The sequence below is a fragment of the Chryseobacterium taiwanense genome (genome assembly GCF_000813825.1).
GTDB lineage: Bacteria > Bacteroidota > Bacteroidia > Flavobacteriales > Weeksellaceae > Chryseobacterium > Chryseobacterium taiwanense.
The window spans coordinates 200,938-214,273 of sequence record NZ_JWTA01000010.1; the positions used below are offsets into that span (position 1 = coordinate 200,938).

At 35.5% G+C, this 13,336-nt stretch carries 12 protein-coding genes; 4 read left to right on the forward strand and 8 right to left on the reverse strand.

The features are described 5' to 3' along the window. Positions 1-2 precede the first annotated feature (2 nt). From RM51_RS13135 to RM51_RS13165, 7 genes are all read right to left on the reverse strand, one after another. The gene (locus RM51_RS13135; protein WP_039370263.1) at positions 3-488 is read right to left on the reverse strand and encodes an energy transducer TonB; all 486 of its coding nucleotides are present in this window, start codon (positions 486-488) and stop codon (positions 3-5) included. A 92-nt stretch (positions 489-580) separates the two neighbouring features. Continuing rightward, positions 581-1,816: an MFS transporter gene (locus RM51_RS13140; protein WP_039370266.1), complete on the reverse strand. Its 1,236-nt coding sequence runs from the start codon at positions 1,814-1,816 to the stop codon at positions 581-583. Then, entirely contained in the window at positions 1,816-3,549 is a 1,734-nt protein-coding gene (locus RM51_RS13145; RefSeq protein ID WP_039370268.1) for a thiamine pyrophosphate-dependent enzyme, read from the reverse strand. Before RM51_RS13145 ends, RM51_RS13140 begins: the two co-directional genes overlap by 1 nt. A gap of 189 nt (positions 3,550-3,738) precedes the next feature. After that, on the reverse strand, positions 3,739-4,941 hold the full coding sequence (gene lysA, locus RM51_RS13150) for a diaminopimelate decarboxylase (RefSeq protein WP_185095008.1): 1,203 nt from the start codon (positions 4,939-4,941) through the stop codon (positions 3,739-3,741). Between the two features lie 244 nt (positions 4,942-5,185). Beyond that, positions 5,186-5,365 (reverse strand): DUF5808 domain-containing protein, encoded by a 180-nt coding sequence (locus RM51_RS19645; RefSeq protein WP_039370274.1) that lies wholly within the window; start codon positions 5,363-5,365, stop codon positions 5,186-5,188. Positions 5,366-5,382: 17 nt separating this feature from the next. Then, positions 5,383-6,606 (reverse strand): 3'-5' exonuclease, encoded by a 1,224-nt coding sequence (locus RM51_RS13160; RefSeq protein WP_039370277.1) that lies wholly within the window; start codon positions 6,604-6,606, stop codon positions 5,383-5,385. A 144-nt stretch (positions 6,607-6,750) separates the two neighbouring features. Continuing rightward, on the reverse strand, positions 6,751-8,277 hold the full coding sequence (locus RM51_RS13165) for a helicase HerA-like domain-containing protein (protein ID WP_039370281.1): 1,527 nt from the start codon (positions 8,275-8,277) through the stop codon (positions 6,751-6,753). A gap of 272 nt (positions 8,278-8,549) precedes the next feature. Between RM51_RS13165 and RM51_RS13170 the strand changes: the two genes are divergently transcribed. Continuing rightward, positions 8,550-9,959: an MBL fold metallo-hydrolase gene (locus RM51_RS13170; protein ID WP_039370283.1), complete on the forward strand. Its 1,410-nt coding sequence runs from the start codon at positions 8,550-8,552 to the stop codon at positions 9,957-9,959. A gap of 177 nt (positions 9,960-10,136) precedes the next feature. Further along, positions 10,137-10,436 (forward strand): thioredoxin family protein, encoded by a 300-nt coding sequence (locus RM51_RS13175; protein WP_039370286.1) that lies wholly within the window; start codon positions 10,137-10,139, stop codon positions 10,434-10,436. Positions 10,437-10,491: 55 nt separating this feature from the next. Here the strand turns inward: RM51_RS13175 and RM51_RS13180 are convergent, their stop codons facing one another. Beyond that, a complete protein-coding gene (locus RM51_RS13180; RefSeq protein ID WP_039370289.1) occupies positions 10,492-11,244 on the reverse strand; it encodes an amidohydrolase in 753 nt (250 codons plus the stop codon). Positions 11,245-11,346: 102 nt separating this feature from the next. Between RM51_RS13180 and RM51_RS13185 the strand changes: the two genes are divergently transcribed. Next, positions 11,347-11,787 carry a DUF6646 family protein gene (locus RM51_RS13185; protein WP_039370292.1) on the forward strand — a complete coding sequence of 147 codons (441 nt, stop codon included), beginning with the start codon at positions 11,347-11,349 and terminating at the stop codon, positions 11,785-11,787. 104 nt (positions 11,788-11,891) lie between these two features. Beyond that, on the forward strand, positions 11,892-13,238 hold the full coding sequence (rseP, locus tag RM51_RS13190; RefSeq protein ID WP_039370294.1) for an RIP metalloprotease RseP: 1,347 nt from the start codon (positions 11,892-11,894) through the stop codon (positions 13,236-13,238). Positions 13,239-13,336 lie beyond the last annotated feature (98 nt).

Below are 13,336 nucleotides of genomic sequence, written 5' to 3' on the forward strand. Positions count from 1 at the left end.
ATTTACATGTCCGCCGACATTGATGAGAAATTCATCTTAAGTTTCATTTCAGACTTTATAGGTTGTCCGTTACAGGTAGCGGGAGACCAGTTTTTTTTAATTCTTCTTACCACATATTGCATATCATCAAAAAACACTTCACTGTTTAATACTTTTGGATCTCCTGAAACATCAACTACTTTTCCGGTAGCATCAATCGTTAAAGTAAACGTAAAATCCCCCGACAATGTGTAGAAATCAGAATTAAGATAAGTATACATATATTTTTTCAGTACTTCTTTGTAAGCAGCAGCTCCGCCTTCATAACTTGCTGCTTTAAAATCATTACAATTCTTCGCCGCAATCTGTAAAAAAGGTTCTTTGATATCAATCTTCAAAAGATTCTTATTATTCTCTACAATAAAAGATTCATCTCTATCTTCCAGATCTGTTTGTGCAAAAGTAAAATTTGCTAAAAAAAGCCCTATAAATAATGCTATTGCTTTCATCTGTATCTTTTTAGATTATGAATTACAAATGCCAAAATTACACCAAAAAAAAGAACTTCGCTATAGAGTGAAATTCCTTTTTATTATTTTAATTAAACACTGGCCTGAGCTTTACTACCGGTTTCTTTTAACATCAATGAAACAATAATAGCCAAGACAATTCCTGAAATCCAAAACAGCACAGAGTGCTGAAAGTGTAAATCTCCTGCAGACAGCCCTAGACTTTTTCCAAACCATCTGCTGAAAACAGGACTTAATAAAGTCGTAACTCCAAAAGTGATAAAATTAATCGCTCCTGTCGCACTTCCTTTTACAAAATCAGGATTGGTTTCTTTAATGACTGAGTAAGGAATCATAGCCGCTCCGGAACCCAACCCAAGAATAAACATGCTTATTTTCGCAGGATATAGATCAGGAAGATAAATTAACTGTAATAAACTTACTATCATTACAATTGCCCCTCCAACCAAAACGGGTTTCCTTCTTCCTATTTTATCGGTGATGAAACCTAATAAAGGACATCCAAAAACCCATCCAAAAGCTACCATCGCACTGGTAATCGCCGCATCATGAAAAACAAAACCTTTATCTTTTTCAAAAAAAGCAACTGCCCAAGTCATGGCAAAAATAGTTGTCGGAGCAAATAATAGTCCTGATATGATTCCACATAGCCAAGATTGAGGATTTTTAAAAACTATTTTATAGGGTTCAAGATAACCAATCGATTTCGTTCCTTTTTCTGTAGACTCTTCTGATTTTTCTTCTTTCGGAATCACAAAAAACAAACAGAAGGCAGTAATAATGGTAACAATTCCTGACCAAAGCCAAAATGTATCAATATTTACCCCTTCTTCAACCCACGGACCAACTACAAACTGTCCTGCTGTTCCGCCCAACATTCCGATACACTGAGTAACTCCAATCGCCGTAGCCAAAGATTTTGAAGAAAAGCCTTTACTAGCCAGATATACACAGCCCGGAAATGCAAAAGCGCAACCGGCTCCCTGCAACAATCTTCCGGAAACACCCGCAACCTGACTGGAAATCAAAAATAACAAACAGCCAATCCCTAAAATCAAAGCGCCAACAAAAAGAGATCTTTTCCCTCCAAATTTATCTAAAGCAACTCCTGCGATTAAACTACAGGTAGAATAAGTATAATAATAAGTTCCTACCATGCTGATAAGTTTCAGCTCGGTGGTATTAAAATTATTGACCAATTCAGGAATCATTACCGCCGGAGCCGATCTAATCACGTAATCCAGAAAGTAAAAGACCAACCCGAAAAGCCAGGCTATGACGTAATATTTTTTTAAAGATGCACTCATTATAGCAACCCTTTAATATGTTTATAATTTGTTTTGACAGTATCTAAAGCTTCTTCCATTTTCCCTCCCAACATGAGTTGTGCCATAGATTTCGTCATTCCCACAACCTGTTCAAATTCAATTTTAGGAGGTAAAGCCAACGCATTTGGATTCGTAAAAATATTGAGTAAATAAGGGCCGTTGTATTCCAAACATTCTTTAATAGCAGCTTCCACTTCTTCCGGCTTATGTACATTTTTTCCGGGATATCCCATCGCTTGTGCAATCATTCCAAAATCAGGATTGATCATATCCGTTTCGTTATCGGGCATTCCTCCTACTTCCATTTCCAGTTTTACCATTCCCAATGCTCTATTATTGAAAACAATCAGTTTTACGGGTAATTTATACTGAAAAATAGTTGCCATATCACCTAATAGCATCGATAAACCACCATCTCCACACATTGCAATTACCTGTCGTTCAGGATGAGCCAAAGATGCTCCGATTGCCATTGGCATTGCATTCGCCATAGAACCATGATTGAATGACCCCAACATTTTTCGTTCACCAGTTCCGGTAATATATCTTGCTCCCCAAACACAACACATTCCTGTATCTACAGTGAAAATGGTATCTTTTTTAGCCAATTTATCTAAAGTATGTGCTACAAATTCAGGCTGAATTGCATTTTCTTTTCCGAAATCTTTTACATAAGTCAATTGGGTTTCTTTTACTTTTTCATAGAATTCCAATTGCTGATTTAAGAAATGAACATCTGTCTTCTCATTTAATAAAGGTAATAAAGCTTTGATGGTTTCTTTTACATCACCTGCTAATCCTAATTCCAACTTCGCCCTTCTTCCCAATCTTTCCGGACTTTCATCGATCTGAACGATTTTATTTTTAACAGGCATGAATTTCTGATAAGGAAAATCTGTTCCTAAAAGAATAAGTAAATCCGCTTCGTGCATCGCATGATAAGCAGAAGGGAGCCCCAAAAGCCCCGTCAAGCCCACTTCATTAGGATTATTCGGCTGAATAGCCATTTTTCCACGGAAAGAATACCCAACAGGTGCTTTTAAATATTTTGATAATTCTACTACTTCAGTATTCGCGTTTTCAGCTCCAATTCCACAATAAATGGTGACTTTTTTGCTTTCATTAACCAGATCGGCCAATTGATTCAGTTCCTCATCAGACGGACGGATAATCGGGTTGGTCTTAAATACTTTATTGGAAGTTGTGGCTTCTTCAGCATTCAGTTCAGAAACATCTCCCGGAAGACCGATCACAGCCACACCTTTTTTTGATATTGCATGCTGAATCGCCGTCTGAACAGTTCTTTGAACCTGCTCCGGTCTTGTAATCATTTGGTTATAATGACTACAATCATCAAATAATTTTATGGTATTTGTTTCCTGAAAGTAATCCATTCCCATTTCATCACTTGGAATAGAAGAAGCAATTACCAACATAGGAACATGAGAACGATGTGCTTCATATACTCCATTGATCAAATGAACGTGTCCCGGTCCACAGCTTCCTGCACAAACGGCAAAACCATCGAGTTCAGCTTCTGCCGCAGCAGCATAAGCACCGGCTTCTTCATGTCGTACATGAATCCATTCGATACTGCTTTTTTTTACAGCAATGTTTAAATGATTGAGACTATCACCTGTTACTGCATAAATTCTTTTCACATTGGCGTTTTCGAGCATTTCTACAATCTGCTCTGCTATGTTTTTAGCCATAATAATATGTTTTGGTGTTATAATTATCTGAAAAAACGGATGTGAATATGGATTTAGAGATAAACTTGGATTAATCGTTTATGTCTCTATCAAATGTAGGGAATAATAAATATTTAAAAGATGCTTTCCGATTAAAATTACCTTAAGAACATAAAAAAACTCCGCAATTTCTTGCAGAGTTTTAGTATTTTAATTGATCACTTCAATCTGATTTCTCAACAGATCTTCAAATTCATCTCTTTTTCTGATCAAATGAGCTTTTCCGTCTAAGAAAAGAACTTCAGCAGGTTTCAGCCTTGAGTTAAAGTTTGAACTCATTTCAAAACCATAAGCTCCTGCATTATGGAAAACCAAAATATCCCCTTCTCTTACTTCATTCAGTTTTCTGTCCCATGCAAAAGTATCCGTTTCGCAGATATTTCCAACTACCGTATAAATCCTTTCTGCCCCTTTTGGATTAGATAAATTTTCGATAACATGATAAGAATCGTAGAACATTGGACGGATCAGGTGATTGAATCCTGAGTTTACTCCAACAAAAACAGTAGCGGTTGTTTGTTTAATTACGTTAGCTTTTACCAATAAATATCCACTTTTTCCAACCAAGAATTTTCCTGGCTCAAACCACAATTCGAATTTTTTCCCTGTAGCTTTTGAAAATTCAGAGATTACTTTTTCTACTTTTTTACCTAATATTTTTACATCCGTTTCTTCTTCGGTATCCTGATAAGGAATTTTGAAACCACTTCCCATGTCCAAATATTTCAGATTCGGGAAATGTTCAGAAAGTTCTAACATGATATCTAAAGCCTGTAAGAAAACATCAGGATCTTTGATTTCACTTCCTGTATGCATGTGAAGACCTTCCACATTCAGGTTAGTAGATTTCATCACTCTTTCGATGTGACGAACCTGGTGAATAGAAATCCCGAATTTGCTATCGATATGTCCTGTAGAAATTTTATAGTTCCCTCCTGCGAAAATGTGTGGGTTGATTCTTACCAGAATAGGATATGTATTTCCATATTTATTCCCGAACTGCTCAAGGATAGAAATGTTATCGATATTAATATGCACTCCAAAAGTCATTGCTTCCTCAATTTCAGCCAAGTCTACACAATTCGGAGTGAAAAGTATTTTTTCTTTTGGAAACCCAGCTTTTAAGCCTAGTTTCACTTCATTAATTGAAACACAATCCAAAGAAGCACCTAAGTTCTTGACATATTTAAGAATGTTAATGTTTGTCAACGCCTTTGCCGCGTAGAAGAACTTTGTGTGTTTTAAAAAAGAAGATGTCAGTTTTTCGTATTGAACTTTGATGGATTCAGCGTCATAAACGTACACCGGGGTGCCAAACTCATTGGCGATCTTTAATAATTCTTTTGGATTCATAATTTCATTTTAACATAAAAAAGGGCAGATTCTTCGAAAAGAGTCTGCCGCAATGATTATTTTTTATGCAAGACAACTCTTTAAATATTCCAAACCTTAGAGAACTTTACAGTTCCCTTCTTTCCAGTTTTAGTTTGTTTAAAATTTTGCATTGCTTTTACTTATTTTTTTGCAAAAATACTATTTATTTTGAGAAAACTGCCCCGAATTCTTACAAAATGTAAATATCAACTTATTTCAACAACTATGAAATGAGGCCAATTATAATCAAAATCAATAAAAATAGAGAAACAGATAATGGATTGGCAAAATTTACCGTCCAGCCAAACCCGAACCTCTTCGGAGGAAATATTCTTTTATCTTCTTTGTTGTAATAAAAAAAGCCAAACTTCCAGTGAGAAGATTTTTCATTTAAACCATTCATAATGTATCTGCTTTACATTACTTCGGCAAAGGCAGCGTTTCAAAATCACCTCGAAGCAAAGCCAATTGTAATTCATTCACCAAATCCGAAGATTGATATTGCAGATCGATCTTCAATTTTGAAAGCTTACTTAAGGTTTGAATCTGTGTGAAAAGTTCGTAAAATCCATAAGACATCACTTTCCCGTTTTCTATAATCAGGAATAATTTTTCGCCTAATTTCCTTCCTTGTCCAAGCCAAAGCTCATTTCTTTTTCTAAACTCAATTTTATTTTTTAAAGCTTCAACATCATTATATTCTTCAAGATTTGAGATAAACTGTATCGCTTTTGAACCCTGCGTAAATGACCTGAATTTCAGGATAGGCTTTTCGACTTTATTAAGTTTATTTTTCTCAACCACATATTTATCACTTCTGTAATATAACCCAAACGGAAGCGGATCTCTTTTCTTAATTCCTTTAGAATTCAACAGCAGCTTAGCAATAATATCCGTTCCGGTAAGTTCATAATTAATCTGCTCTACTTCATTTTGAATTGCTTCCCACTTTTTAGATTTGGAATTAAAAACCTTCTTCGAAAACTTATTAATATCCTGCACATGATCTGAAAAAATGATTTTCCCGCCTTCATTTTGAAAATACACAAACCCTTTTTCGTTAGGAAGATCCTGAGTCAGTTCTTTTATTTTATTGATATACGTTTTTGCATTCGTTTCGTCGTACTGTTTTTGAACGATTTCGTTTTCAGTATCTTTTGATACCAAAAGCTTGAATAATTCCAGCGTTGCTCTTGCATCCCCTTCAGCTCTGTGATGATTCGTCAAAGGAATTCCGAGAGATTTTACCAATTTTCCAAGGGAATAACTTACTTCATCCGGAATTAGCTTTTTCGCCAAAGGAATTGTATCCAACGTATTGATTTTAAAATCATAACCCAATCTCTGAAAAGATTGACGAAGCATCCTGTAATCAAATTCTATATTGTGACCTACCAAAGTTGTGTTTTCAGTAATTTCAACAACCCTTTTGGCAATTTCATGAAATTTAGGAGCTGTTTTGACCATTTTCGGGGTAATTCCCGTAAGTTTCTGCACAAAAGGAGTGATGTCACTTTCCGGATTCACCAATGAAATAAACTGGTCAACAATCTTCTGACCATCGTATCTGTAAACAGCAATATCTATAATGCATTCTTTTCTGTAACCTGCACCATTACTCTCTATGTCAATTATTGAATACATTTAAATTTTATATTTTTAGAATACTATTAATAATCCTCTTCATTAAAAAGTCCTAAACTTAGTTAAAATAATAACAGAACTTATGCCAATTTCTCTTATTTCAAGAGAGTGACAATCCTGCTAAAATAATAAAAATTATTAATTTTATCTTCTTCTTCCTCCTAATCCGAACATTCCCAAAATCGCTTTTGCTCCTTCTCTCAACAAGGTATTCGTAAAAGTTCGTCCTTGCCTGCTGTTTAAAACCTGCTCAAACATTCCCGGTTCTTCTTTTACCGGCTTTGTCTTCTGTGTTGGAGCCGCATTTTGTACCGCCTGTTCCATTCTGGTGACCAACATTTCATAAGCAGATTCTCGGTTGACATCGTTCTGATATTTAGCAACCAATGACGAATTATTTGTCAGTTCAGAGATTTCTGCGTCATTCAGAATATCCATTCTTGATTCAGGCGAAATTAAATAAGTATGAACCAATGGGGTAGGAATTCCTTTTTCATCCAAAGCCGTCACAAAAGCTTCCCCAATTCCTAAATTTTGAATTAAGTTTGACGCATCATAAAATTCCGTTGTAGGATAATTTTCTACTGCCTTTGTAATTTCCTTTTTATCTTTTGCAGTAAACCCTCTCAATGCATGCTGAATTTTCAACCCTAATTGAGAAAGAACCGCTTCCGGAACATCTCCCGGAATTTGGGTAATAAAATAAATCCCCACTCCTTTTGAACGGATCAGTTTTACCATCGTTTCAATTTGTGAAACCAATGCTTTTGATGATTCATCAAAAATCAGATGTGCTTCATCGATGAAAAGAACCAGTTTTGGCTTTCCGCTATCTCCTTCTTCAGGAAACGTCATATAAATTTCCGCAAATAACGAAAGCATAAAAGTCGAAAACAACTGTGGTTTACTTGGAATATCAGCAACTCTCAGGATATTCACGACCCCTTTTCCATCTCTTGTTTCAAGTAAATCATGAACATCAAAACTTAATTCTCCAAAGAAGCTTGAAGCTCCCTGCTGCTCCAAAGCGACAATTGATCTTAAAATAGCACCTAAAGAAGCCGGTGCAATGGAACCGTAATTAGCCGCTAACTCAGCTTTACCTTGTGCATTATCTGTAACATACTGCAACACTTTTTTCAAATCATTAAGATCAATTAAAGGCAATCCTTTATCATCACAATATTTGAACACAATGGACATGATACTCTGCTGCGTTTCGTTCAACTGCAAGATTTTACTTAATAAAACCGGACCGAATTCTGTAACCGTAGCTCTTAATTTTACTCCTTTTTCTCCGGAAATCGACATCAGTTCTACTGGAAAAGCCTGCGGATTGTATGGAAGTTGTGTTTTTGCATATCTTTCCTGAATTGCCGGGTTTTCCGTTCCCGTTTCCGCAATTCCTGAAAAATCTCCTTTTATATCCAATACCAAAGACGGAATTCCCGCATGAGAAAGTTGCTCTGCAAACACCTGTAATGTTTTGGTTTTTCCTGTTCCTGTAGCTCCTGCAATCAGTCCATGACGGTTAATTGTTTTTAGAGGAATAGTCACATTCACTTCGGGAACTACCTCTCCATCCAACATTCCTTTTCCTAATATAATATGTTCTCCTTTGGGAGTATATCTTGCATTTTGCTGTTCAATAAATTGTGCTTTGTCTGCCATTTGATTTTTTTATCTTAGTAAATATAAAATTTTTTGGAAAACATTTACGCATTGAATATTAATCATAATTAATTTCAGCTGATAAATTTCAGGAAAACTCTATTTTAGCTATAAAAAACTGATTTATTGAAGTTTAAAATAAAAACACTTCACCAACCAACAACTTTATAGATTTATTCTATCGGGATAGATTCTTTATTTTTGGCAAGTATTAAAAAATAAACGCGATTTTTGTACTTAAATAAAAACATTAAAGCTTTTACAATCAGATAATGAAAGTTGAACAAATATATACAGGATGTCTTGCTCAGGGAGCATACTACATCGTATCCGAAAATGAAGCGGCAATTATTGATCCTTTAAGAGAGATAAAACCTTATCTTGATCGTTTAGAAAAAGACGGGGTAACATTAAAATATATTTTTGAAACCCACTTCCACGCAGATTTTGTCTCGGGGCATTTGGATTTAAGCAAAAAAACAGGGGCTTCCATTGTGTATGGACCTACTGCACAACCACAGTTTGAAACGATTGTTGCAGAAGACGATCAGATTTTTGAAATCGGGAATATCAAAATCAAAGCATTACATACTCCTGGTCACACCATGGAAAGCACAACGTACCTTCTGATTGACGAAAACGGTTTGGAAACAGCAATTTTCACAGGAGATACTTTGTTTCTAGGAGATGTCGGCAGACCGGATCTTGCTCAAAAAGCAGGAAGCGTAACTCAGGAAGATCTTGCAGGGATTTTATATGACAGCCTTCAATCGAAAATCATGCCTTTGGATGACAGCATTACTGTGTACCCGGCTCACGGTGCAGGTTCTGCTTGCGGAAAAAATATGCAGAAAGAAACTGTTGATATTTTAGGAAATCAAAAAAGAACCAATTACGCCCTTAATCAACCCGATAAAGAGTCTTTCATCAGAGAAGTTTTAGACGGATTAACAGCTCCTCCTAAATATTTCGGGATGAATGTAGCGATGAACAAAGGAGGATATGAAAGTTTTGACACCATAATGGACAAAGGTTTAACACCTATTTCTGTTGAAGATTTTGAAGCGTATGCAGAGGAAACCGGTGCGTTGATCTTAGATACAAGAGGTGCCGCAGATTTCCACAAAGGATTTGTCCCAAATTCTATCAATATTGGTTTAAAAGGTGATTTTGCTCCTTGGGTAGGGACTTTAATCGTTGATGTAAAGCATCCTATTTTATTGATTTCCCAAAACGGAACTGAAGAAGAAGCTATCACAAGATTAAGCAGAGTTGGTTTTGATAATGTCTTAGGTTATTTAAACGGAGGTTTTGATGCATGGAAAAATGCAGGAAAAGAAACCGATGAAGTGAAAAGAATTTCACCTGCTGAATTCGCGGAAGAATTTAAAGAAGATTCTAAAGTGATCGATGTAAGAAAACTGACAGAATATTCTGCAGAGCATATTGACAATGCCTACAACAAGCCTTTGGACACCATCAGTGATTGGGTAACATCTATTGATGATTCTGAACATTTTTTCCTTCATTGTGCAGGAGGTTACAGAAGTATGATTGCCGCAAGCATTCTTAATTCTCACGGAATCAGAAATTTCACAGAAATAGACGGAGGATTCAACGGAATTAAAAAAACAGAAAAATTGCCAACTTCAGATTTCGTTTGTCAATCAAAAACGATATAATTTTTGGAATTGTTTTTGCAGTAAATCTGATACATAACAAATTTATAACACTTTAGTTTATTAGGATAAAGTATTTAAAAACACAAAGTTTAAATTGTACTCTTCAATTACTCTTTTAAGTGCTTTTAAAATTTACATGTGATAAACTAAAGTGTTTTTTTAATAAAAAACTCAAAAATGTCACAAAAATTTCAGGAAATCATAGATTCCGAAAGACCTGTATTAATTGACTTTTTTGCAACATGGTGTCAACCTTGCAAAGTACAGTCTTCGGTTTTAAATACGGTAAAAGAAAACGTAGGTGAAGGAGCGAGAATCATCAAAGTAGATGTTGACCAATATCCCGCTCTTGCAGCTCAATACGGTGTTCGCGGCGTTCCTACTTTAGCGATCTTCAAAAAAGGAGAAATGCTTTGGAAAGAAAGCGGCGTTCATGACGTTAATACATTAACACAACTTTTAAAAGAACATACTTAATAATAAGATTAAGGCTAAGGTTGAAAAAATCTTAGCCTTAATTTTTGGTTATATCTTACAATTCAATTGAAAAAGAATCGCGGTCATTTAAAAACTGAAAATGATTTCTGAAATCTTTCAGTTCATCCATATTCAATTCAGCAGAAACAATGTTTCCTTGTTTTTGAGAAATCTCTTTTCCATCCGCGAAAAAACAATGTGAACTTTCCTGATACAACAGATTATTTCCATCGGTTCCTATTCTGTTGAGTCCAAAAACAAAAGATAAGTTCTCAATGGCTCTGGCTTTCAACAAATGTTCCCAAGCTCTCACTCTCTTTTCTGGCCAGTTGGCGACATATAAAACAGCATCATAATCATCATTATTTCTTGCAAAAACAGGAAAACGAAGATCATAACACACCTGCAATAGGATTCTGAAGCCTTTATAATTTACAATCACCCGTTCTTTTCCGGGAGTGTATACTTTATCTTCTCCTGAAAAGGAAAATAAATGTCTTTTATCATAGACATCAACCTGAGAATCTGGCTGCACAAAATACATCCTGTTATAAAACTTCCCATTATCTTCCACAGGAGCGCTTCCACAGAACGCTGCATTTTTTTCTCTAGCCATTTTCTTTAAAAATTCTAAAGACTCTTCATTTCTATCCGAAACTTCAGACGCATCCATACAGAATCCCGTCGAAAACATTTCCGGAAGAAGAAATAGATCTGCTTCCTGATTCTGTAATTCTTTTTCTATGAGTTGAAAATTTGCCTCTTTATTTTTCCAGATGATATCTAAATTAAGTCCTGTGATCTTCATAAACTTTGTTAAAAAACTTCACTAAAAATACGATTTTTCAATGATTTCGGTTCTATTTTTGATACGGATTGTTTTTAGTAATATTATAAAATTGTAAAATTTATGAAGAAATTGGTTTTTATGTTCGCGCTGATCTTTGCAGGAGCTACGGCAAATGCACAGGCATGGACAGGAAAAGGAGATCAGAAAATCAACGCAGGATTGAGCGCTTGGGGATATGGAACAGGAATTACCGGAACTTATGATTATGGACTTAACCAATTAATCTCAATAGGAGCCGGACTCAACGGTTATTTTGATAATTATAAAGATAATGACAACGATAATAATGTTTTTATCTTCGGAAGACTTAATTTTCATTTGAAAGATGCTTTACAATTGCCTGAAAAATTAGATATCTATCCAGGTGTTGATGTTGGAGTTTTAGGGAAAGATTTCGGAATCGGAGCACACATTGGTGCAAGATACTTTTTCACCGAGAGAATCGGAGTTTTTGCTGAAATCGGCAACAATGGCAGTTTAGGAGTTTCCTTTAATCTGTAAAAAATCATTCTATTATATGACAAAGCTTCTCGTTTCGGGGAGCTTTTTTATTTGGCATAGTTTTGATAATTGTTACCTTTGCAAATTAAACATAAAAAGCATTAATGGAAATAGCAATCAAACTGTTTCAATTTATATTGAGCATTTCTATCTTGGTTATCCTTCACGAACTTGGGCATTTCTTACCCGCAAAATGGTTTAAGACCAAAGTTGAAAAATTCTATCTTTTCTTCGATCCATGGTTTTCTATCGCAAAGAAAAAAATTGGCGAGACTGAATATGGTATCGGTTGGCTTCCTTTCGGAGGATATGTAAAAATCGCAGGAATGGTAGACGAAAGTATGGATACCGAACAATTGAAACAACCAGCTCAGCCTTGGGAATTCAGAGCGAAACCGGCTTGGCAGAGATTGATCATCATGTTGGGAGGAGTTACAGTAAACTTTTTCCTGGCTTGGCTTATCTATGGATGTTTATCTTTCTTCAATGGAGAAACGACTTTCGACACCACGAAAGTTGACACTCCAATGCATTATACTAACGTTGCGAAAGCAATGGGCTTCAAGGATGGTGATAAAATCTTAAAGGTTGACGGAAAAACGCAAAACAATTTAGATAAGTTATCTCTAGATATTTTATTAAGTGATCAGGTTACCGTTTTAAGAGACGGAAAAGAAACCACTTTTAACACGAATGACGACGGAAAAGCTCTTGCTTTTAAAGATGAAAACCCTAAAGGATTCCTTACGCCAAGATATGCAGCTGTAATTGATACGATTGTTAATCCTAAAACAGCAGAAGCAGGATTAAAAGTTGGCGATCAGGTAGTTTCTGCAAACGGACAGAAAATCAACTATTATGATGAATTTCAAGCTGCGGTTGGGAAAAGTGTAGGAAAGCCGATTAATATCGAAGTCCTAAGAAACGGAACTGTACAACCATTGAGCATTCCTGTTTCTAAAGAAGGAACCATTGGTATTGCGTCTTATAAGCAATTAGAAAAATATGCCAACACTCAACACTTCACGTTTGGACAATCAATCGGAAGAGGTTTTACAAGAAGTATTGAAAGTTTGACGTATCAAGTTAAACAGTTCAAATTAATCTTCAACAAAAAAGTACAGGGGTACAAGAAAGTAGGAGGACCTCTTGCGATCATTAAAAATATGCCGGTAGACCAATCGAAAGACGGAAGTATTTCCATCAACTGGACTGCTTTCTGGAGTTTTACAGCAATGTTCTCCGTTTGGTTGGCATTTTTGAACTTAATTCCTATCCCAGGATTGGATGGAGGACACGTTATTTTCACATTATATGAAATGATCGTAGGAAAACCTGTTCCTCAAAAAGTATTGGAAAACGCACAGATGGTAGGTGTTATCTTCCTGTTAGGATTGATGTTACTGATTTTCGGAAGCGACATTTTCAAAGCCTTAACCGGGAACTTATAATATTTTTTAAAATTTTTAATAAAAATATTTGTAGGGTATAAATATTCGTCCTATATTTGCACCACTTAAAACAAAGGACATTCCTCCTTAGCTCAGTT

Excerpts from the sequence above, each read along its gene's own strand:
- RM51_RS13145 (WP_039370268.1), bottom strand. The coding sequence starts at position 3,549 with ATGGCTAAAAACATAGCAGAGCAGATTGTAGAAATGCTCGAAAACGCC.
- RM51_RS13180 (WP_039370289.1), bottom strand. The coding sequence starts at position 11,244 with ATGAAGATCACAGGACTTAATTTAGATATCATCTGGAAAAATAAAGAG.
- RM51_RS13140 (WP_039370266.1), bottom strand. The coding sequence starts at position 1,816 with ATGAGTGCATCTTTAAAAAAATATTACGTCATAGCCTGGCTTTTCGGG.
- RM51_RS13135 (WP_039370263.1), bottom strand. The coding sequence starts at position 488 with ATGAAAGCAATAGCATTATTTATAGGGCTTTTTTTAGCAAATTTTACT.
- RM51_RS13175 (WP_039370286.1), top strand. The coding sequence starts at position 10,137 with ATGTCACAAAAATTTCAGGAAATCATAGATTCCGAAAGACCTGTATTA.
- rseP (WP_039370294.1), top strand. The coding sequence starts at position 11,892 with ATGGAAATAGCAATCAAACTGTTTCAATTTATATTGAGCATTTCTATC.
- RM51_RS13165 (WP_039370281.1), bottom strand. The coding sequence starts at position 8,277 with ATGGCAGACAAAGCACAATTTATTGAACAGCAAAATGCAAGATATACT.
- RM51_RS19645 (WP_039370274.1), bottom strand. The coding sequence starts at position 5,365 with ATGAATGGTTTAAATGAAAAATCTTCTCACTGGAAGTTTGGCTTTTTT.
- RM51_RS13160 (WP_039370277.1), bottom strand. The coding sequence starts at position 6,606 with ATGTATTCAATAATTGACATAGAGAGTAATGGTGCAGGTTACAGAAAA.
- lysA (WP_185095008.1), bottom strand. The coding sequence starts at position 4,941 with ATGAATCCAAAAGAATTATTAAAGATCGCCAATGAGTTTGGCACCCCG.
- RM51_RS13185 (WP_039370292.1), top strand. The coding sequence starts at position 11,347 with ATGAAGAAATTGGTTTTTATGTTCGCGCTGATCTTTGCAGGAGCTACG.
- RM51_RS13170 (WP_039370283.1), top strand. The coding sequence starts at position 8,550 with ATGAAAGTTGAACAAATATATACAGGATGTCTTGCTCAGGGAGCATAC.